The organism is Candidatus Krumholzibacteriia bacterium (assembly GCA_029865265.1).
In the GTDB taxonomy this organism is placed as follows: Bacteria; Krumholzibacteriota; Krumholzibacteriia; order WVZY01; family JAKEHA01; genus JAKEHA01.
Map to the genome: position 1 here is coordinate 1 of JAOUHG010000043.1, position 21,585 is coordinate 21,585.

Sequence of the window (21,585 nt, forward strand, 5' to 3'; positions counted from 1 at the left end):
CGGTGACATTGTCGCCGCCCTCGGGCACGTCGAACGTGATCGTCATCGAGGGATTGAACGGGTTGGGCACGGGATCGTGAAGAACGAAACGCGCGGGTACGGGGCTATCATTAATACCCGTGGGCACCTCGCTGATGGTCAGGTTGATGCCGATGAGGTCCCCGAGCGTGTTGGGCGACGTGGTATCGAGACGCAGTTCGATCACGTCGCCAATCTGAACCGGGATGCCGGCAATTACGCCCGCCCCCCCCGTCCCGGCGGCGAAATTCATCGGGCTGCTGCGCGTGAAAGGATCCCCGGAATAGAGACTGCCGACGGTCAGTAGCGAGCCGTTATGCAGCGGCGACCAATCGACCGCGCGGCCGATGTCCCGCGTCAACCAGGCAGACCCGGCAATGTCGACCGAGCCCGCGACGGGACTTGTCCATATGACGTTGGCGTCTCCCTGGCTGGGACCGTTCGCGGGATCCGTGGTGTGCACAACAACATCCCCCATGAACCACTCAACCACCGGGTCGGGATCCATGACCGCCTTGAACCACGCCGGCAGATACTCCGCGGGCGCCGCTTCGCCAACCGCCCATGCCGGCTGAGGAAACCCCAGGCCCAACTCCTGCCACGCAGCAACGCCGGGCAGGGCATTGCTGCCCTCCCGATACGTCCACGGGCCGTTGGGATTCGACAGGTCGCTCCAGTCGGCCGCCAGGTCCCAGGTGGATGCAAGACAAGGAGAGGCCACTACGAGGATCAGGATGCATGCCATCGCGCGCATCGCGGGTTACCTCCTGTTAACGACCACCGCTATTAGGCCTCCGGGTTGGAAAGTGGTCTCAAGTTAACGATAAGTTTGGCATGGCGCGCACCCCGTTGAAAGCCGTTTGCGAGTGGAGTATCATTCGCGGCTTGGCGAAGTGCCACTTACTCAAGGGAAGGTGCCGCATGAAACGGTTTTCTGGACTCGCATTGCTCCTGGTTGCATTGCTCGCAGTGGGTTGTGGAGGATCGGACAGCCCCGCCGGACCCGGCGGTGGTGGTGGCCCCATCGGAGGTGGCGGAAATTCGTTTACGGCCACCGTGGATGGCCAGCCGTTCAAGGCCGACGTGGGCACCATCCAGGTCACCGGCAATACGCCCGCGACGCGCCAGGGCACGCTGGCCATCTCAGGATTTCAGACCTCAACCGGCGTCGGGCTCACGCTCATCATCTCGTTCTTCATCGGACCCGCCACGCAACCGCTGGGCGTTAACACCGGCACCAACCCCGGCGGAACCGGATCGGTGCTCATGGCCCCGGACATCTGGATGACACCACTGAACGGTCACGCGGGTTTTGTCACCGTGACCGCGCGCACCGACAAGCGCATCGCGGGGACGTTCAACTTTACTTCCGACGGTATTCTGCCCGGCATTGTTCCCGCATCGCGCGTGGTGACCAATGGCAAGTTCGACATCACCATCGACACCGGTCTGCCACCGCTCCCCAGCGGGGTTGGTAGCACCGCCATTGCGAACATCGGCGGCCAGCCGTGGAACGCGGCGACCATCGTGGGCCTGCATCCCGGCGCGGGCGTGTTCAGCGTCAACGCCAACAACACGGAGTACTCGGTCACACTCGTGACTTCCACGCTGGTCTCGGCGGGAAACACCTACGGGATTCCGTCGCAGATGGGGATGACGATCACGCACGTCGGCACAACCGATTCGTGGTATGGCGGCGTCGGTGCGGATGTCGGCAGCGTGACCATTTCGACATTCGATGCGAACCGGCTGGTCGCTTCCTTCAGCGGGACGTTCCAGCCAATCGGCACTGCGGTCGGCACGCTCACCGTCACCGGTGGGGCGATCAACGCGTATCTGGAGTAGCCGGCGCGCGTCCGCGCGGGACTGAGGAAGCAAACGCACGGTGAGGCCATCCTCACCGTGCGTTCGTGTTTCTAGTCGAAGATCTTCTTGGTCTTCACGTACGCCGTACGGGCCTTTCGGCCGCGGCAAGTAGCAGCCGTCGGGCAACCGTCACGCGCCAGCCTTCCACTGCATCGCCTGGTAACGGTCGATCACCGCGCGCGCGTTGAACAACAGGCGCTCCTTGCCCAGGCGCTGGTCGAAGCCCGCGTTGCGCACCACCTCCAGCACGCCCGGGTTGAGGGCGCACAGCCACACCACCGTGCCGCGCTCGGTTGCCCGATGCTCGGCTGCCATCAGCGCCTCCAGCGCGGAGTACTCCAGGTCGGCGACGCGGCTCAGGTCCAGCGCGACCACGCGCGGCGAGTACCTGGCAACCAGCTCGTTTATCTTCTCGCCCACCCTGCCCGCGTTGACAAAGAAGATGCTGCCCTCCGGCCGCAGGATCAGCAGGCCGTCAAAGGTCTCGTCGTCCGGATGCCGGGGCGAGAGCGGCCGTAGCACGTCGGCGCCGCGCTTGCGCCCGATCACACTGACGCGCGGATTCGCCGCCCGGCTGGACAGCCCGATCAGCGACAGGATGATCGCCACCACGATGCCCTGCAGCGTACCGAACAACAGTACGCCCAGTGCCGCCGCGATCGCCCACCGGAACTCCATCTTGCGCACCTGCCGGATTGCGTGGAACTCCCCCGGCCTGATCAGGGGAATGGAATAGGCGATCACGATCGCGGCGAGCGTCGCGTTTGGCATCAGGCCGAGGACCGGCGCGAGCAACAGCATCGTCCCCAGCGCGACGCCGGCGGTGACCATCGAAGCCACTTGCGAACGCCCCCCGACGGACCTCACCAGTGCGGTCTGCGACGTGCCGCCACCGGCTGGCATGGAACCGAACAGCGCGCCAACGACGTTGCCCGCACCGGTGGCCACCAGCTCGCGGTTCGCCTCGACCGGCGGATCGTCTGTCCGCGCAAACGCGCGTCCGGCGGCAATGGTCTCCGCAAAGCTCATCAGCGCGATGCCGATGGCACCAGGCGCCAGTGTTGCGACCAGTTGCAGGTCCGGAAGTGTCAGCCGCGGGAAGCCTGGTGGGATCAGGCCAACCGTTGAGACACCGCGTGCTTGCAGGCCGAAGAACCACGAGGCGGCGATGGCGCCGCCCACCGCGACCAGCGGCGCCGGGGAACGCGGCCACCGCCGCTCCATCACGATCAGCACGGCAAAGGTCACGGCGCCCACGGCCAGCGTGACCGGCGAAGCATCGGGCAGCGCGTGCGCGAGGGAGTACAGGTCGTGCATGAACCCATGCTTGGCAAAGTGTACCCCGAGCACCTTCGGCATCTGGTCGAACACGATCACGACGCCAATGCCTGCCTTGAAGCCGGTTAGCACCGGGGAGGAGATGAAGTTGGCCACGAAACCGAACCGCAGCAGCCGTGCCGCCAGCAACATCATGCCAACCAGCGCGGTCAGCGTGGCGGTGGCCGTGACGAGCTTGGCCGGGTCGCCGTCCGGCACCGCGATACCCAGCTGGGTGCCGCACAGAATTGCCAACGTCGTGGTGGAGCTGACGCTGAGGACGCGCGAAGTGCCGAGCAAGGCGTAAACCAGCATCGGCACGAACGCGGTGTACAGACCCACCTGCACCGGCAGGCCGGCGACGGTCGCGTATGCCATGGCCTTGGGCAGCACGACGGCCGCGGCCACGAGCCCTGCAATGATGTCGAAACGTGGTTCCCCCGTGCCGGGCGGCCGGGTATTTTTCACGTTCATGTGCCTTCTCCTGCGGCTTGCCTGGCGCTCCCTGCTCTCTTACACCGGCTGCCAGGCACCCAGTGTGGCACAATCCGGATTCCTCGCCAACTTCCTCGCCCTCCCCGTGCTCGCCGCTGCGCAAACCCCCGAGCTCTCCTACCGCCTTGAACTCGTGCGCCGGTACGCCCCTCACCGCGGCGCGTCCCGAACGGTACCCGGTTGTGATCACACCCGCGCCGGGCGCAACGAGACTGCTCGTCGCTCCAAGCGTCGCGCGAGGGGTGACAGGTCACTCTCGTTCGCAGCGGATCGGTGTGAGCTCCGCGGTGATCGAGTCGAAGGTGGCGCACCACCCGTGTTTCACCGCGCCCGTCACCACCAGGTAGCGGGCGGCCGAGGTGAGCAGCAGCGGCCGCTCGACCTCCGGGATGACGGTTCCGTCGGAGCCCGCGATGAGCCACCGGTGATAGTGGCCCATGAACAGAAACGCCTCGGGCACAGCGCTGAAGCAACGGGGAGCCCGGCTCAGCAAGTCGGACATTTCACCGATATGCCACAGGTCCGGAATACTCGTGGGGTCACGCCAGGGTTCGATATGGCTGAATCGGCAGTTCTCCAGGACGAGATGGGGCTCCAACCGGGACGCAAACTCGAGCAGATCCGGTTCGGCCTCATTGCGGATCTCGTCTGACACCTCGTGGCTCAGGCCGATGTCGTGGTTGCCCCACACGCCCACTGCTCCCGCGTCGCGGAGAATGCGCGCCACGTCCCCACCCGCTTCCCCGCGCCGAAACGTCTCGAAGGCATCACCCAGCGTGACCACCTGCTCAACGCCCGCCTCCCGAAACTTCGCCAGGGCGTTGTTGAGCGGTGCTATCGCGTCGTGAATATCGGAGAGAATTCCAAACAGCACACCGTGCCTCCTACGCTCCCGCCAGCGCCGCGTGGAGTTCGAGCGCGGCCACGTGGAACGTCTCTACGTGTGGGATCCCGAGAGTATGGTACAATAAGCAATCTCGGGGCGCGCAGCTGCGTTGGACGTCGTGGCTGCTCCATGCGCTACTCACTTGCCAACAGCCCCCTTCCAGCCCGGAGGACGACCCCATGAAACGATTCGCCCTGCCCTTGCTTTGCATCCTGCTCCTTGCACCGCAAGTGCCACCGGCTGCCGCGGCCACACCCGCGCACCTGTGGAGCCAGCGTCTCGGCGGTACGGACAACGACAGCGGATTCGGGATCGCCACCGACGCATCCGGCAACGTGTACTTCACGGGGGCCTTCGAGGGAACAGTGGATTTCGGGGACGGCCCGGTGATGAGCGCCGGCCTCACCGACGTCTTCCTGGTCAAGTACGACGCCGCCGGCACATACCTGTGGAGCCAGGCCTTCGGAGATCCGGGCTTCGAGAGCGGAATCTCGGTTGCCACCGATGCCTCGGGTAACGTGTTCATGACGGGGTACTTCGACGGGACGGTGAATTTCGGGGGCGGGCCACTAGTGAGTGCGGGCGGCTACGATATCTTCGTCGCCAAGTACGGCCCCGACGGGACGCACCTCTGGAGCCAGGGCTTTGGAGATTTCGATGACGACATGGGTTACGCCGTGGCCACCGACGCCTCCGGCAACGTGATCGTGACGGGGCACTTCAGCGAGGTGGTGGACTTCGGAGGCGGGCCGCTGGTGAGCAACGGCTTCAGCGACATCTTCGTCGCCAAGTACAGCCCCACCGGAACGCACCTCTGGAGCCAGGCCTTTGGGGGTACGAACTTCGACGATGGAAACTCGGTTGCCACCGACGCCTCTGGCAACGTGTTCGTGACCGGGTCCTTCTGGAGCGTCGCAGACTTCGGGGGCGGACCGGTGCTGAGCGCCGGCTTCAACGACATCTTCGTCGCCAAGTACAGCCCCTTGGGAGCGCACCTCTGGAGCCAGACCTTTGGGAACGGCGGCAGTGACGTCGGGAGGTCGGTTGCCACCGACGCCTCCGGCAACGTGTTCGTGACAGGGCATTTTTCAGGGACGGTGGACTTCGGGGGCGGGCCGCTGGTGAGCGCCGGCTCCAACGACATCGTCCTCGCCGGGTACAGCCCCACCGGGACCCACCTCTGGAGCCGGCGGTTTGGAGGCACGAGCAGCGACTCCGGGAACTCGGTCGCCACCGACGCCTCCGGCAACGTGTTCATGACCGGGATCTTCCGGGGGACGGTGGATTTCGGGGGCGGGCCACTGGTGAGTGCCGGCGACTACGACATCGTCATCGCCCGGTACGGACCCACCGGGACCCACCGCTGGAGCAGGCGTTTCGGGAGCAACGGCCCGGACAACGGACGCTCTCTTGCGACCACCGCGTCCGGCAACGTGCTGCTCACCGGGGACTTCGGGGGGACGGTGGATTTCGGGGGCGGGCCGCTGGTGAGCGCGGGCTCCGGTGACATCCTCGTCACCCGCTACGCCGGCAATCCCCTCGAACCCGTGATCACCAGTATCGCGGACATCGGCAACGACCAGGGCGGCAAGGTGAAGATCCGCTTCGAACGCTCGGGCGCAGACGACGCACTCGCGGGTACGCCGGTCACCCGCTATGCAGCCTTCCGGCGCGACGACGCACCGCCGGCCGCGGTGGCACCGGGTGAGCGCGTGCTCCTCGAGGACGGCTGGACGCAGGTCGGCTGGGTGGATGCGTTCGGCAACAGCACCTACGGAATCGATGTGCCCACGATCGGAGACTCCACGCAGGCGCTGGGCCAGTACTACTCCACGTTTCTCATCCGTGCCGCCACAAATGTGCCCACGGTGTACTTCGATTCGCCGGCCGACAGCGGGTATTCGATCGACAACCTCGCACCGGGTGTGCCCGGAGGTCTGCTCTACAACAGTGGCGTGCTCTCGTGGAACGAATCGCCCGCGGCGGACTTCGACTACTTCACGGTCTACGGCGCTAACGTGGATGACTTCGGTTCAGCCACGATCGTGGACTACACCATCGGCACCGGCATGGATGTGACCGCGTCGCCCTGGGTCTACTACTTCGTCACCGCGACGGACTTCTCGGGCAACGAGGGCTTGCCGGTGAAGGTGAACACCGCCTCCGGTGTGGGCGGAACGCCGCAGTCATACGTGCTCTCGGTGTCCAACTACCCCAACCCGTTCAACCCCCGCACCACGGTGAGCTACACGGTGCCTTCGCGTGGCAACGTGACCGTGGCCATCTATGACGCGCGCGGAGCGCGGGTGGCGACACTGGTGGAGAACGAGAGTCGCGAAGCGGGTGCGTACCGAATGGAATGGAACGGGCGCACGGACGCCAGCGTGGCCGCGAGTTCCGGCGTGTACTTTGCGCGCATCGAGCACGCGGGCCTGGTTCGCACGAAGAAAATGGTGCTGCTCAAATAGCGGCGAGCCGTTCTAGGCCGACTTCCGCTTGCGGATCACCAGGTCCACTTCGCAGTCGAGGATGTGGAGGAGCGCGAGGAGTTGACCGAAGGACTTGCGGGTGTTGGTCTGGTCAACGAGCCGGTAGAACTGCGTGGCCGAGGTACCCAGGCGCCGAATGATCTCGCGCCTGCTGAGGGGGCTGGCCTTGAGGCGGTTCTGCGCCTCCAGGGTGAGTCTGTAGATGATGGCGTCGCGCAGGTACTCGGGATCCTCATTGTAGTCCAGCACCTGCTCGGCATGGATAGTCCCCTCCCGGCCCGACTCGAGGACGTATGTGAACCCCTCGCGCCCGAGCTCCTCGTCCACATGAACCTCGCGGACGAGATCCCCGGTCTTCGGGCCCTTCTCGGTCTGACCGTAAGGGTACACGTAGGTCCGGCTCCCCATCCGCACCTCGAAGGCCTTCTTGCGGTTGTTGTAGCTGACGGTCCGAATCTTCACAGCAGACCCTCTTCGTCCAATTCGCGAATCAACCGAAGGATCTTGGCAGTTGGCTTTCCCTTCATGGGAAGGCCGTTCTGGAGGTCCCACTTCAGGACCAGTCGGCCCTTTCGGTACACATGAACATGACGTGGCGTATGATCGCCAGTCCATGTGACAAACACGTAGTTCCCCCGCCGCACCTTCCCCACAAGACGTAATGTTACCTCTGGAGGTACCACTTGTCAATAGGGGACCGTGGCTTTCGCTATACCACAGTTGGCAGGGGTATCTTTGTGAGTTCGCTACCTAATGCGTGCTTCGAATTCTACGCAATCGAGGTCAAGAACATCAGGGAGTGCACCGCTAAGCATGAAGAATTTTGGATCATCGTCAATGCGATGAACTCGGTAGATATGATACTCGTGCCGACGCATCGGCACGAACGCGGTGTACATGATGCATTTGCATCATTCGGTGACCGCCGCGTGACGAGGGTTTGATTCCTCGGTCATAATAGTGTGGGTCACCCCGTGTGACCTGGCCATACGTATCCAACCCCCTTGGGATGCGGCCGTACGTCCAGCAAAGAGGAGGCGCCATGAAACCGCGCGCCTTGTGGACCAGCCGTGTTTCTATTCTTTTTCTGACCGCCGCGATGATGACCATCGCGGCATGCTCCGACGATTCCACGGTGGCACCGGCACCAGTCCCACCGACCAATGACCGCTACGTCAACCAGGCCACCGGGAGCGACGCCAACAGTGGCTCGGCGGGGTCCCCCTGGAAGACCATCAGCCATGCCGTCGCCACCGCGGACAGCATGATCACGATCCGGGTTGCGCCCGGAACCTACAACACCGCAAGCGGCGAGACATTCCCCATCACCATGAAGGAGGGGCAGCGGCTCATCGGTGACGTGGCGAACAAGGGCGCGGGAACGACGCCCACCCTGATCCAGGGCGAAGCGGCGTACACGCTTGGCATGATGGAAGGAACCGCCGTCATTGGAGCCGATGACACACATATTGCGGGTTTCTCATTCGACAATGACACGCATGCACTGGGGTACGGCGGTATCCTGGCGGATGGCGTCCGGATGGAGATAGACCACAACACGTTTCTCAACCCCATGTACGTCGGTGTTATCGGCGGTAACGGCGCCGACCTGGACATCCACGAGAACATCTTCCAGACGCCGTACTACGGGGTGTGGGCAGAGAGCGCCGGGGTGGTCGAGCTGCGGGACAACATCGCGGGCGGATACTTCACCATACGTGCCTACGGGGCCGCTGATCTTACTGTGCGGAACAACACGATGAACAACGGCACCGGGTGCATACAGTGCGGTGGCCCGCTGATCGCGATCGAGGAGAATTCCTTCAACTACACCGGGAACTACGGCGCAATCTCGGTCGACAGCGGCTCGCCCACGATCCGAAACAATACGTTCACCGGCAATGCAGCACTCTATGTCGAGTACGCAGGCAATCCGGATGCGGGCACCGGTGCAATCCCGGGAGGCAACAACTTTTCCGCCATCACCGGTCCCGCGGTGAAGCACACGGGCACCGGAACGGTGATGGCGATCGGAAACACCTGGGCGCACGACCCGCCGCAGGAGGGCGTCGACTACACCATCACGGGTGGCGGAACGGTTGTGACGCAATAGCTCCGCATTCACAAGGACAGGAGGCCTCCCATGGCATCCCGCATTCGCTTCTCGGCCGCGGTGTTTCTACTCCTTCTCGCCGGCACCGGCTTCGGGCCGCCCGCCCGGGCGCTCACCGTCATTCCCTCCCACGACTGGAGCGCCGCGTTCGGTGACCAGACCGCCCACCAGCGGGCGTACGCGGTGGCGATGGACGCCAGCGGAGCCGTCTACATGGCGGGGCCGTTCGTTGGGACCGTGAACTTCGGTGGCGGGGATCTCATCGCCGCCGGGTACGGAAACAGCGATATCTTCCTCGTGAAGTTCAACTCGGCGGGCGCACACCTGTGGAGCCAGCGTTTTGGCGACGCGGGCTCCCAGACCGCGGTATCGCTCGCCATCGACGCCAGCGGGAACGCGTACCTCACCGGATACTTCGACAGTACCGTCAACTTCGGTGGAGCCGACCTGACGTGCGTCGGCTTCAGCGACATCTACATCGCCAAGTTCAGCACGACGGGAGTGCACCTGCTCCCGCGCCCAGCGTGACTGACTTGGCCCCCGTCGACCAGCCGCTCGCCATGGCGTGCTTGACGCGCATGTGCGGGAAGTGCGGACCGGTGAGCTTCTCCCAGACGTCACCCACCACGAAGATCTCGGGGCGGCCGGCACCGATGACGGGGATGCGGACCGGCTTCCGATCCGTCCCGGAAAGGAACGCCGAGAATCACGGGGAAAGTGACATCCAAAAAGGAACCAGGACGGCGGGTGGAAGACGGGCTGGTGCCGGCGGGCACCGTGGACGCGCTCGGTGGACTACAGACCCACCAGTTCCGCGGCCAGTTCCAGCGCGTCCGTCGGCCAGTACGCCGGCGGCCGGGGCCAGTGCACACCCGGTCCGGCTTCCAACCGGCAGTTCAGCACCGTCTCTCGCCATTGCTGCGGGATTGCGTCGAGGCCGTGCACCGCTCCCAGCAGTGCGCCGCAGATGGCGCCGTTGGTGTCCGTGTCGCCACCGTGCGATACCGTCTCCACCATCCCCTCCTCGAGCGACTTCGCGTACAGCAACTCGTATAGCGCGTTGTGCAGGGCAATCTGCACCCGGCTCATGTTCGTGGTGTAGTCCCGCGGGGGTTCGGTCTTCGCCTGCGTGATGGCCCACATCAGGGATGCGTCCACCCCCATCGCCTTTGCCCGCTCGAGGAGGCGCTCGTACACCTTACGCGCCTCCAGCCCTTCGCGGATCGTCTCGGCAATCGCCACCACGTAGAGCGCATTCGCATCGCCGCAGACCGGATTGAGGTGGGTGATGGCGGCATCTTCCTGCGCCCAGCGCGCCACCTTGTCCAGGTCGTGCAGCGCGCCGAAGATCCCCAGCGGACTCACGCGCATCAGCGCCGCGTTGGCCTCGCTGGCCGGGTCGAACTTGCCGGAGAGCGCGTCGGATATGGTGAGTCCGTAGTCGAACGGACCCGAGGTCAGCCACGCGCGGTACGCCTCGCGCACCACGGCCATGTCGAACTCGCCGCGCTTCACGAGCGCCCGGGCCAGCGCGAGCGCCATCTCGGAATCGTCGGTGGGCTGTCCGGGAACCGTCGGGCCGCCGATGACGGGTCGAAACGAGAGACTCGCCACGATCTCGCGCGGCCACGGGGGCTGGTTGCGCCGCACGTCGTCGACCTTCTGGAACTCGGCGGCGCTGCCGAGCGCGTCGCCGCACAGCTGGCCCAGCAGGCAGCCCTGGGCGCGGGAGAGAATGAGGAAGGACGGTGCGGGCGACATGGTGAAACCTCGCGGCTATTCTACACCAACGCGCGCCGGAGCGTGCACCCGGGTGGTTGACCCCGGGCACCGGTGTCGCTAGACTCATGGTTTACTGATCCCCGTCGCGCCCCGAACCCCCGACTGTCGAGGTGGCCGCCATGTCCCCTTCGCCACGCTTGCGCACGCTGCCAATCGCGCTGCTGCTCCTCGCGCTCGCGGGTCTCCCCGCCCGCGCAACCGTCCTCACCTTCGACCCCGTCGCCCTGAACTTTGAGGCCGTCAGCCAGGACTACGGCGACCGCGTCACCACGACGCCGGAAAACGGCTTCGAATACGGCACCGCGGGTGGCTTCACGCCCAACATCGTGGTGGACTACGGCGTGCTGCCGGAGGCGCTCCCCGCCCTGTGGACGGCCGGCTACGGCGATCTTGTCAACGTGCTCTTCGAGAACCAGGACGGCTACGGCCACCTGGAGATCACGCTCACGGCGGATGCGCTGTGGAACGTGGTACTCGACGGCTTCGACATGGCGGCGTACTCATCGGTCGGGACCATCAACTCGGTGAGCGTGCGCGACGGCGCCGGCACCGAGCTGTTCAGCCAGACCGACGTGCAGATCACCAACACCGGGCACGACACGTTCAGCTTCGCCCCCGCGCTGCAGGGGCAGGTTCTCATCATCGCCATTGACACCCAGAACCTGGGATCGCGCAGCGATGACATCGCCATCGACAACATCACCTTCGGCCAGATCGCGTCGCCCAACCCGGTGGAATCGAAGACGTGGGGCGGCGTGAAAGCACTGTTCCGGTAGGTTTTTACCAACTTACCGGCCCCGGTAACTGTACTTCCGTCATTGAATGGAGGCCTCGCATGAGTCTGCGTCGTGTTTCGATGCTCTGGGCCGTTTCCGTTGTTGCCCTTGCTGCGTGTTCCGACGATGAATCCACCGTCGCGCCGCCGCCAACACCAGGCCCCTCCCCGGACCGGTACGTGAACCAGGCCACCGGGGACGATAGCAACGACGGTTCGTCCGGTTCTCCGTGGTCGAGCATCAGCCATGCACTCGCCACCGCCGACACCAACATCACCATCCATGTCGCGCCCGGCACCTACGACGCGGCCAACGGCGAAACGTTTCCGCTCACCATGAAGAAGGGGCAAACGCTGCTGGGCGATGTCGCCAGTGGCGGCGGGGGTGCTACCCCCACCCGCATCCAGGGACAGGGCGCATACGCGCTGGGCATCATGGCCGGGACCGTGGTGGTGGGGGCGGAAGGAGCGCGCATCGCCGGGTTCTCCATTGTCACGGCGACGAACCCGAACCTCTACTCCGCAATCGCCGTGAATGGCGTGACGATGGAGATCCACAACAACACCCTGCTCAACGCCACCTATGCCGGCATCGGTGCGGGCGCGGGGGCGAACGTGGACATACACGACAACCTGTTTCAGTCGAGGGTGTACGCGCTGGTTCTCGATGGTTCGGGCGTTGTCAGTGTGCACGACAACACCATGGAGATGGGTGACTACGGCGTTCGCGCGGCCGGTATTGACAGCCTGGACGTCGCCAACAACGTAATCGGTCAGACGACCGCCGGCGTGTCGGTTGGAGCCGCGTCGACCATCACCATCCGTGACAACACGTTCAACGGCCCCACGGGCTACTCGTCCGGCGCGGTTGTGCACTCCGGCGGATCGGGGATTGTCCGTGGCAACACCTTCCTCAGCGGGCCCGGGGTCTACATTGATACCGGACTCGGAGTGCCGGACCTCGGCACCGCCGCAAGCCCGGGACAGAACGACTTCTCGGCCATCGCCGGAGTGGCGCTGGAGCACGCGGGCGCGGGAACGGTGATGGCCATCGGCAACACGTGGGCCAACAGTCCGCCGCTGGTCGGCGTGGACATTCTGATCACGGGCGGCGGGTCGGTGGTGACGCAGTAGGTCTGGTTCGCGCTTCCGTGCGCGGCGCGCCTGTGGTAATTTTTCCGGCGTGCTCCGCTGTGTCGTTCTGCTTGTCCTGCTCGCGCTGCCCGTGCCCGCCGCGGCGCAGACCCCCGAGTTTTCCTATCGCTTCGAGCTTGTGCGCGTGCCGGCGCTGTCCGTACGTGTGCACGCGGAGATTCCCGGCGCGCCCGGCGGGGAAACCACGCTCGAAGTGGACGAACAATGGGGCGGCGTGCGGGCGGGCGGCGTGGATATTTCCGGGTTCGCGGCCGTCGATGCGTCCGGCGAGGCGCTCACCGTGGCGCGCCCCGCGCCGTACCGGTTCGTGATCACCCACGCACCCGGCGCCACACTCCGCGTGACCTACGCCTTCGCGGCCAACGACTACCAGGCGCAGACCGATTCCGGCGAGTACCGGCGGCCCATCGTGAACGAACACCTGTTCCGCGCGGTGGGACACCTGACGCTGCTGGTTCCCACCCACATAAATGACGATGCGCCGTGCACGGTGCATCTGGGCTGGGATGGCTTTGACGCCGCCGGCTGGCGGGTGGTGTCGTCGTGGGGTGCGGGCACGCGCGATCGCACCCTGTCGGTTTCGCTCTACGGGCTTTGCGACGCGCTCTACGTGGCCGGCGACGTCCGCCTGATCACGCGTACCATCCACGGTTATCCCGTCACCATCAGCGTGGCTGGACGCGACTGGGCGTTCACGCCGGAAGAATTCGCCGACGTGTGCGAGCGCATCGTGGCCACCGAGCGCGGTTTCTTCAACGACTACGCGCGCGACTTCTACTGGATCAGCCTCGTCCCCACCGGGCCGTTGGAACAGACCGGCGTCAGCATCCACGGTACCGGCCTCAACAACTGCTTTTCGCTCAGCGTCTCTCCCAACGCGACCATCGCACTGGCGGATGGATCCTCCGATGCGATGGTGAACGTGCTGGCACACGAGATGTTCCACGACTGGAACGGCATCCTCATCCGCCAGGGGGACCCGGAGGAACTGGTGTACTGGTTCTCGGAGGGCTTCACGGAGTTCTACGCGCGGCGGCTGCGCTACCGCGGCGCTTTAATCAACGCGGAACAATACGCGGCATCGGTGAGCGAGACGCTGGCCAAGTACGCCACAAGCCCGGCCCGCGACGAACCCAACACGCGCGTCCGCGAGGATTTCTGGAACGACAAGGACGTGCAGAAACTCCCCTACCTGCGGGGGGACATTGTGGCCATGCTTCTCGACGACGCCATCCGGCGCGAGTCGGGCGGTACGCGAAGCCTCGACGATGTCATGCGCCTGCTTGCCGAGAAGGCGCGCGCGCGCGGGGTACGCTTCACCACCGACGACCTGTTTGCACACTTCGCCGCATTCGCCGACGCCGCGTCGCTGCAGGAACTGCGCAACCTGGTGGACAACGGCGGCATGCCGGACCTCACCGGGCTGTTTGCGCCCTGCCTGGTGGTCGAGCCTGCGGCCACCGATGCCGCGGCGCCATCTTACCGTGTGAGTGTGGTGGGGAGCGACACGGAGTGTCTGTCGCTGTAGGCCGGGCAGGCGCTCAGTTCCCCGCGAGCTGCTCCGCCAGCTCCAGCGCGTCGGTGGCCCAGTAGGTGCGCGGGCGCGGGCGCCGGACTGCTTCGACGCCCGCCTGGGGCCGGCAGTTGAGCACCGTTTTCTCCCAGGTGCGCGGGATGGCGGCGCGGCCGTGAACGGCGCCCAGCAGCGCCCCGCAGATGGCCGCGTTGGTGTCCGTGTCTCCGCCGCGCATGACGGTCTCCACAATGGCTTCCTCCAGCGAGTGTGTTTTCAGCAAGTGCCAGAACGCATTCTGGATTGCAATCATCACCCAGCCCTGCTTGTGGAGGTAGTCCGCGGGCGGTTCCTTGGCCGCGTCTGTCACCGCGCGCAGCAAGTTCTCGTTCACGCCCGCCGCGTGGGCCCGTTCCAGCACGCGCGCGTAGATGTCCTCTTGCGGCGCGCCCGTCTGCACGGCGTCGGAAATGGCAGTCGCAAACAACGCGCTTGCCTCCGGACACACGGGATGCACGTGTGTCATGGCGGCGTCCTCGCGCGCCCAGCGCGCGACGTCGTCCAGACTGTGTCGCGCACCGAAGATTCCCAGCGGGCTGATGCGCATGAGCGCGCCGTTGGCCTGGCTGTCCGGGTTGGGAAACCCGTACAGGCTTGCGGCGACGGTCTTGCCGACATCGAACGGCCCCGAGTCCATCCACGCCACGTAAGCGGCCCGCACCGCTTCCACATCGAAGCTCCCGGTCGCAACGAGCGAACGCGCCAGCGCGAGCGCCATCTCGGAATCGTCGGTGATCTGTCCGGGGAGGGTGTTGAAAACGGGGCTCGCGATCATCTCGCGAAGCCCGCCGGGGTGGGCCAGACGGATGTTCTCCGGGGTGCCGAATTCCACGATGGCACCCAGGGCGTCGCCGCATAACTGCCCTAACAGGCAGCCTTTGGCCCGGTCGACGTGGGGGGCGTCGGGGCTCATGGGAGGGCATTATATAACAGTGAACGGTTGCGGGGGGGTACGGGTTTTTTGTGCTGAGATTCGGATTGGCGTGTCTCTTTATTGTGGCCGCGTTCCGGCCCCGTCAACCGGGCCCAGGGAGGGATCGCACATGCCACGCGCGCCAGAGTGGGCCGCTGCCGCCCGGACAGGCGGTCGCGCTCGCCCCGACTTCCGCAATGATGCGCTTGCATCATTTTCGTCCCGCCTGATCTCGCGTACGATACTGGCTATCAGGGCCGCACTGCACGGAGGGGTTCTCATGAGATCCTCGCTTTGGGTAGTGTTCCTGTCCTTCCTGGCCGCGCTCTTTCCTTCCCAGTCACACGCGCTCACGCCCGTTCCATCGCACTCGTGGAGCCGCAGCTTCGGAGACGACAACGTCCAGCGCGCGGCTTTCGTCGCGATGGACGCCGGCGGGAACGTGTACATGGCGGGCGCTTTCTACAGCACCGTCAACCTGGGCGGCGGCAATCTGATCAGCGCCGGTACCGAGGACATCTTTCTCGCCAAGTTCGACGCCAGCGGCGTCCATCAGTGGAGCCAGCGCTTCGGCGACGCCCTCCCGCAGTCAGTCACCTCGCTCGCAACCGACACCGCCGGCAACGTCATCGTGGCCGGCGGCTTCTACGGTTCGGTGGATTTCGGCGGAGGGAGCCTCGTAAGCGCAGGCGAGACAGACGGCTATCTGGTCAAGTTCAGTCCGGCCGGTACCCATCAGTGGAGCAAGCGCTTTGGCGATGCGAATCTGCAGGAATGCCGGGCGGTGGCCACGGATCCGGCGGGGAATGTGCTGGTGACCGGATTCTTCGGAGGCACGGTGAACTTTGGAGGCGCCAACCTGGTCAGCGCCGGCGGCTTCGACGTATATCTCGCCAAGTTCAACCCCGGTGGTCTGCACCAGTGGAGCCAGCGCTTCGGCGACGCTGACAATCAGCTGGGATTGTCGGTCGCGACAGACCCGTCGGGCAACGTCGTGATCACGGGAGACATGCAGGGCACGGTTAACTTCGGCGGCGCGAACCTCGTCTCGCCGACCTCCTATGACATCTTCCTCGCCAAGTTCGCCTCCAATGGCGCGCATCAGTGGAGCCAGCGCTTTGGTGACGCCTTCTGGAACGACGAGGGGACTTCGGTCGTGGCGGATGGCGCCAGCTTCATATACCTGACCGGGTCATTCGGCGGCACGGTGAACTTCGGAGGCGCCAACCTGGTCAGCGCCGGCGGCTTCGACGTATATCTCGCCAAGTTCAACCCCGGTGGTCTGCACCAGTGGAGCGAGCGCTACGGTGACGCGTCCACGCAGGTGAGCGCTTCCGTCGCGACGGTGGACGGCATCGTATGCCTGACGGGTAACTTCGAAGGCTCGATCGACTTCGGCGGCGGCGGTCTCGTTTCCGCCGGTCTCAACGACGCTTTCCTGACAACAATCTCCTGGTCCGGCGATCACATCTGGAGTCATCGCTACGGTGACGCCGCAAGCCAGTTGGGTCTGTCCATCGCCATGGATGCGTCGCAGAATATTGCGCTCTCCGGGTACTTCGCCGGATCCGTGAACTTCGGCGGCGGAGATCTGACGACAAGCAACCAGACTACCGAGATCTTTGTGGCTCGCTTTGCGGCGGTTCCGCGCGAACCGGAGATTGCGTCCGTCGTTGACGTGGACAACGACCAGGGGCGCAAGGTGCGCATTCGTTTTGCGAGGTCGGGCATGGACAACAGTGGTTCTCCGGCGCCGATCACCCGCTACGAGGTCTACCGGCGCAACGACCCGTTGCCCGCGGCAATGCACCCGGATGCGCCGGCATCGAACGGCTGGGTTTATGCCGGCCACGCCCCGGCCCACGGCGCGGGGTTCTACCTGCTGGACGCACTGACGGATGCCGACTCGACCGCCGATGGGGGACAGCACTACTCGGTCTTTCGTATTTGCGCAGCCACGGCGGACCCGTTGGTGTACTACGAGTCGCCGCCCGACAGCGGCTACTCGCTCGACAACCTCGCACCGGGCGTTCCCGGTTCTCTTCTCTATGATGAGGGCGTCCTGAGCTGGGTCGCACCCGATGACCCGGACCTCGATCATTTCACCGTGTATGGGAGCGACACGGAGTCGTTTGCATCTGCCGTCTTGATCGACTACGCCCGCGAAACCGCCTTCGACACCGGCGGATCGCCCTACGCGTTTTACTTTATCACCGCCACGGACCGGGCCGGGAACGAAGGCCCGGCGGCACGCGTCAAGACGTGCTGCGGCACTCCGGGGGGAACCGTGGCGAACCCGGCGCTTTCGCTTTCCGCATTTCCCAATCCATTCAACCCGTCGACCGTAATTCGCTACACGCTGCCCTCGCGTGGCCACGTGACCCTGTCTGTTTTTGACGCGCGCGGGGCCAGGGTGGCGACTCTCCTGTCGACGGAACGGGACATTGGTGCGCACACCACTGCATGGGATGGCCGCGACGACAACGGCCGCGCCGTTTGCTCGGGCGTGTACTTTGCCCGACTGAGCCACGCCGCGGGCACGCGGACCTACAAACTTCTCCTGCTCAAGTGAGGCACGGACATGAAACACACATGGTGGTTCCATCCTGTCATCGTTCTGCTGGTGCTCACCACGGGCGGCCCCGCGTCGGGCATGGCGCCCGCTCATCTGTGGAGCCGGAACTTTGGAAGCGCAACCGATGATTTCGGCCATTCAGTGGCCATGGATGCTTCCGGCAACGTGATACTCGCCGGCCAGTTTACCGGAACGGTGAACTTCGGCGGCAGCAACCTCGTCAGCGCGGGCGCACGCGACATCTTCCTGGCCAAGTTCGACGCGAGCGGCACGCACCTGTGGAGTCAGCGCCTGGGCGGCACCCAGGACGACTATGGGTTGGGCGTTTGTGTAGACGCCACCGGCTACGTATGCCTGACCGGATACTTCCACGGGACGGCCAGCCTGGGGGGCAGCAATCTGGTGAGCGCGGGATCGGCCGACATCTTTGTGGCGCGCTACAGTCCGTCCGGCGCGCACGCATGGAGCCGCCGCTTCGGCTCGACCGGTTCCGACTTCGGCCATGCGATCGACACCGATTCCTTCGGCAACATGATCATGACGGGAAACTTCTCCGGGAGCGTCGATTTTGGCAGCGCCATCCTCGCAAGCGCCGGCGGCACGGACATGGTGTGTCTGGCCCTCACCGCCGGTGGTGGGAATCTCTGGAGCAGGCGCGGCGGAGGTACCGGAACCGACTACGCGAACAGAATCGCGGTGGACGGATCGGGGAACGCGTACGTGACGGGTTACTTCTCCGGCACCGCGGAGTTTGGCGGCAGCTACCTGACGAGCGCGGGCTTTGATGATGCGTATCTCGTCAAGTACAACGCGTCGGGTACCCACCAGTGGAGCCTCCGCTTCGGCGGCCCGTCCTACGACTACGGCCAGGGTATCGCGGTCGACGCCGCGGGCAACGCCGTCGTCACGGGACTCTTCTACGATACCGCGAACTTCGGCGGCTCCAATCTGGTTAGTGCCGGCAGCGCGGACATCTACCTGGTCAAGTTCGACAGCGGCGGGGCCCACCTGTGGAGCCAGCGTTTCGGCGGCGGGTCATACGACTCCGGCAACGGTGTTGCGATTGACAGCCGGGGCAACGTGCTCGCGACCGGGTCCTTCCAGAGCACCGCCAGCTTCGGCGGCGGAAATCTGACAAGCCGCGGCTCCTACGACGTGTTCGTTGTGAAAACCAACGCGGGCGGCGCATACCAGTGGGTATTGCAGGCCGGTGGGACGTTTGTCGAAACGGGGCGCTCGGTCGCAGTCGATGCCGCCGGCAACCTGGCGGTAACCGGTTACTTCGACGGGACAACGAACTTTGGCGGCGAAGACCTCACCAGCAACGGCGCCAGTGACGTGTTTGTCGCGCGGTACGCCGCGTACCCGGCCGCACCGGTCATCCGGTCCATTGCGGATATCGGCAACGATCAGGGCCGCAGGGTTCGCATCGATTTCAACCGGTCGGCTTTCGATGCCGCGCTCTCTTCGATACCGGTCGTCGAGTACGAAATCTATCGCCGCAGCGATGCGCTGCAGACGGCGAGTGCTGCGGATCCGGTTGGTGTACCGTCCCGGCGCATACTCGATGATGGATGGGTCTACGCTGGTAGCGTGGCAGCTCACGGCACTGACCGCTACCTGATCGACGCACCCACCGACGCCGACTCGACAGTCGCATTCGGACAGCACTATTCCACCTTCTTTGTTCGCGCCGCGACCACGGACGAGTACATCTTCTACGATTCCCCGCCCGACAGCGGATACTCGATCGACAACCTCGCGCCTGGCGTCCCCGGGGGGCTCGTGAGCAATATCGGGCTCGTTTCATGGAACAAATGCGCGGACGCTGACTTCGACTACTTCACCGTGTACGGCTCGCCCACGCAGAACTTCGGAGACGCGGTTCTCTACGACTACACCACCGGCACATCGATGAACCTCAACGGTTCCGGATACAGCTGGGCATTCGTCACCGCCACCGACTTCTCCGGCAACGAGAGTTCACCCGGATGGGTGAAGGTCGCGACGGGCGTCGGGGACATCCCGCGGTCATACGTACTCTCGGTCTCCAACTTCCCCAACCCGTTCAACCCGTCGACCACGGTGAGCTACACGGTCCCGTCGCGCGGGAACGTGACGGTGGCCATCTACGACGCGCGCGGCGCACGGGTGGCAACGCTGGTGAACAATGAATCGCGTGCCACGGGCGCGTACCAGACGGAGTGGCATGGCCGCACGGACTCCGGGGCAACGGTATCTTCGGGAATCTACTTCGCCCGTATCGAACAGAACGGTGCGACACGGAGCAAGAAACTGGTTCTGATCAAGTAACAGGATCTCGACCCGGGGCGGGCGATGCCGCCGCAGACTCCCCCGCCTCCGGGTCTGGTTCGTGCTGGACGACCTGGCCGAATCGTCCGTCGTCACATTTCCCGGGCTTGATCCCGGTGACAAACGGAGGCCTCCCATGGTTCGCGCTCGCGCATGCGGCTGCGTAGTTGTCGTCCTTCTGGTTCTGCTCGTTTCAGATTCGTTTGCCCGCAAGTCGCCGCCTCCCTCGCGAACAGCGGATGCACCCGGGCACCGGGTGTCATCATCGACTCCATCTCGCGCCTTGCCCCTGCAAGCCGCCGCGGTGGATACAACGATCCTGGGTGAATGGACCTTCGACGACGGTATGGGCGGCCCCGATCCCCAGGGATGGACCACGGTTGACCTGACCGAACAGATTGGCGTGTTCTTTCACGTCGATGATTTTGCCGGCCTGGGCGGTGGCAACTTCACCCCCATGCAGGGCACGAAGTCGCTGTGGTGCGGCGCGCGCGCCGGCGCCATGCCGGAGCTGTGTGGCTACGCAACCCTCCCCGGCTACGGCAACCACTGGCGGCAGGGTTTCGAGTCCACGGCCCTTCCCACAACCGGCGACGTTACCATGCGCTACTGGCTCCGTTACGACACGGATCCGTCGTACGACTTCGTCCGCGTTGAGTATCAGTCGAAGTCGGGCCGCTGGAACGAACTCAGGGCCTACACCGGGGCCGCCACAGTCTATGACAGTGTCATCGTAGACGCGGACAGCCTCGCCGGGAGCGTGAAGCTCCGCTTCAAGTTCGAATCCGACGATGGATGGTCGGACCAGGACGGTCTCTGGCCGACAGACGGCGCCCTGATGGTTGACATGCTCGCCGTCACCGACAACGGCGCTCTGATTGACTACCAGGACTTCGAGGCGGAAGCAGTGGGCATGACCGCCACTGTCGACGGCCACTGGACCGCCACAACAGTTCCCACGTTCGGTGACTACGCGGCGCTGGTCGATGGGGCAACGGTGCTGCAGGAGGACCCGCTCGTCACGAATAGCACGCACCAGTGGGGCTTCTTCAGCGGGTCGCCGAGCACTTACGTCTGCGGCGGTCACCCGGAGCAAGCTGCCGTTCCATTCTCCAGAACCACGCAGCAAGTTCCCGTCTACATCAACAACGAGATTCGCTCGCCGGCGATACCGCTTACCGGGTACACACCGACCTCGCAACTCCTGCTCGAATTCGACGTCTACCGCGATCTGCCACTCGACAACCTTGTCTTCTACAAGTGGCATGTACGTTCGCGTGTGAATGGCTGCTGGCAGCCGTGGCGTGATCGCGAC

General features: G+C 64.9%; 16 protein-coding genes. 10 read left to right on the forward strand and 6 right to left on the reverse strand.

The features are described from left to right. The coding region (locus tag OEX18_13955; protein MDH4338372.1) for a hypothetical protein at positions 1-772 on the reverse strand (772 nt) is incomplete at its 3' end. A 167-nt stretch (positions 773-939) separates the two neighbouring features. On the opposite strand from OEX18_13955, the gene OEX18_13960 reads away from it, so the two are divergent. Beyond that, complete coding sequence (locus tag OEX18_13960) at positions 940-1,863, forward strand: hypothetical protein (protein MDH4338373.1); 924 nt, start codon at positions 940-942, stop codon at positions 1,861-1,863. A gap of 150 nt (positions 1,864-2,013) precedes the next feature. On the opposite strand, the gene OEX18_13965 is transcribed toward OEX18_13960, so the two are convergent. Continuing rightward, the gene (locus OEX18_13965) at positions 2,014-3,675 is read right to left on the reverse strand and encodes a SulP family inorganic anion transporter (GenBank protein ID MDH4338374.1); all 1,662 of its coding nucleotides are present in this window, start codon (positions 3,673-3,675) and stop codon (positions 2,014-2,016) included. Positions 3,676-3,946: 271 nt separating this feature from the next. Further along, the gene (locus tag OEX18_13970; protein MDH4338375.1) at positions 3,947-4,570 is read right to left on the reverse strand and encodes a metallophosphatase family protein; all 624 of its coding nucleotides are present in this window, start codon (positions 4,568-4,570) and stop codon (positions 3,947-3,949) included. A gap of 191 nt (positions 4,571-4,761) precedes the next feature. Here OEX18_13970 and OEX18_13975 point away from each other — a divergent pair, with 191 nt between their 5' ends. Beyond that, a complete protein-coding gene (locus tag OEX18_13975) occupies positions 4,762-7,050 on the forward strand; it encodes an SBBP repeat-containing protein (GenBank protein MDH4338376.1) in 2,289 nt (762 codons plus the stop codon). A 12-nt stretch (positions 7,051-7,062) separates the two neighbouring features. Here the strand turns inward: OEX18_13975 and OEX18_13980 are convergent, their stop codons facing one another. Then, positions 7,063-7,533: a helix-turn-helix transcriptional regulator gene (locus OEX18_13980; protein MDH4338377.1), complete on the reverse strand. Its 471-nt coding sequence runs from the start codon at positions 7,531-7,533 to the stop codon at positions 7,063-7,065. Between the two features lie 580 nt (positions 7,534-8,113). Here OEX18_13980 and OEX18_13985 point away from each other — a divergent pair. Both OEX18_13985 and OEX18_13990 read left to right on the forward strand, forming a co-directional pair. Then, on the forward strand, positions 8,114-9,184 hold the full coding sequence (locus OEX18_13985; GenBank protein ID MDH4338378.1) for a DUF1565 domain-containing protein: 1,071 nt from the start codon (positions 8,114-8,116) through the stop codon (positions 9,182-9,184). Between the two features lie 30 nt (positions 9,185-9,214). Beyond that, a complete protein-coding gene (locus tag OEX18_13990; GenBank protein ID MDH4338379.1) occupies positions 9,215-9,712 on the forward strand; it encodes an SBBP repeat-containing protein in 498 nt (165 codons plus the stop codon). 267 nt (positions 9,713-9,979) lie between these two features. Here OEX18_13990 and OEX18_13995 read toward each other — a convergent pair whose 3' ends face one another. Further along, positions 9,980-10,945 (reverse strand): ADP-ribosylglycohydrolase family protein, encoded by a 966-nt coding sequence (locus OEX18_13995; GenBank protein MDH4338380.1) that lies wholly within the window; start codon positions 10,943-10,945, stop codon positions 9,980-9,982. Between the two features lie 140 nt (positions 10,946-11,085). Between OEX18_13995 and OEX18_14000 the strand changes: the two genes are divergently transcribed. Genes OEX18_14000 through OEX18_14010 form a run of 3 tightly spaced genes read left to right on the forward strand, consistent with a single transcriptional unit; the run spans position 11,086 to position 14,424 of the window. Further along, positions 11,086-11,742 carry a hypothetical protein gene (locus OEX18_14000; protein ID MDH4338381.1) on the forward strand — a complete coding sequence of 219 codons (657 nt, stop codon included), beginning with the start codon at positions 11,086-11,088 and terminating at the stop codon, positions 11,740-11,742. 59 nt (positions 11,743-11,801) lie between these two features. Continuing rightward, entirely contained in the window at positions 11,802-12,875 is a 1,074-nt protein-coding gene (locus tag OEX18_14005; GenBank protein MDH4338382.1) for a DUF1565 domain-containing protein, read from the forward strand. A 49-nt stretch (positions 12,876-12,924) separates the two neighbouring features. After that, on the forward strand, positions 12,925-14,424 hold the full coding sequence (locus OEX18_14010; protein MDH4338383.1) for a hypothetical protein: 1,500 nt from the start codon (positions 12,925-12,927) through the stop codon (positions 14,422-14,424). Positions 14,425-14,437: 13 nt separating this feature from the next. On the opposite strand, the gene OEX18_14015 is transcribed toward OEX18_14010, so the two are convergent. After that, on the reverse strand, positions 14,438-15,382 hold the full coding sequence (locus OEX18_14015; GenBank protein ID MDH4338384.1) for an ADP-ribosylglycohydrolase family protein: 945 nt from the start codon (positions 15,380-15,382) through the stop codon (positions 14,438-14,440). A 280-nt stretch (positions 15,383-15,662) separates the two neighbouring features. On the opposite strand from OEX18_14015, the gene OEX18_14020 reads away from it, so the two are divergent. The 3 genes from OEX18_14020 to OEX18_14030 all read left to right on the forward strand — a co-directional run. Next, the gene (locus tag OEX18_14020) at positions 15,663-17,954 is read left to right on the forward strand and encodes a T9SS type A sorting domain-containing protein (protein MDH4338385.1); all 2,292 of its coding nucleotides are present in this window, start codon (positions 15,663-15,665) and stop codon (positions 17,952-17,954) included. Between the two features lie 9 nt (positions 17,955-17,963). Next, positions 17,964-20,270, forward strand: a complete 2,307-nt coding sequence (locus OEX18_14025; GenBank protein ID MDH4338386.1) for an SBBP repeat-containing protein — start codon at positions 17,964-17,966, stop codon at positions 20,268-20,270. Positions 20,271-20,574: 304 nt separating this feature from the next. Next, a partial coding sequence (locus OEX18_14030; protein ID MDH4338387.1) for a hypothetical protein occupies positions 20,575-21,585 on the forward strand: 1,011 nt, incomplete at its 3' end.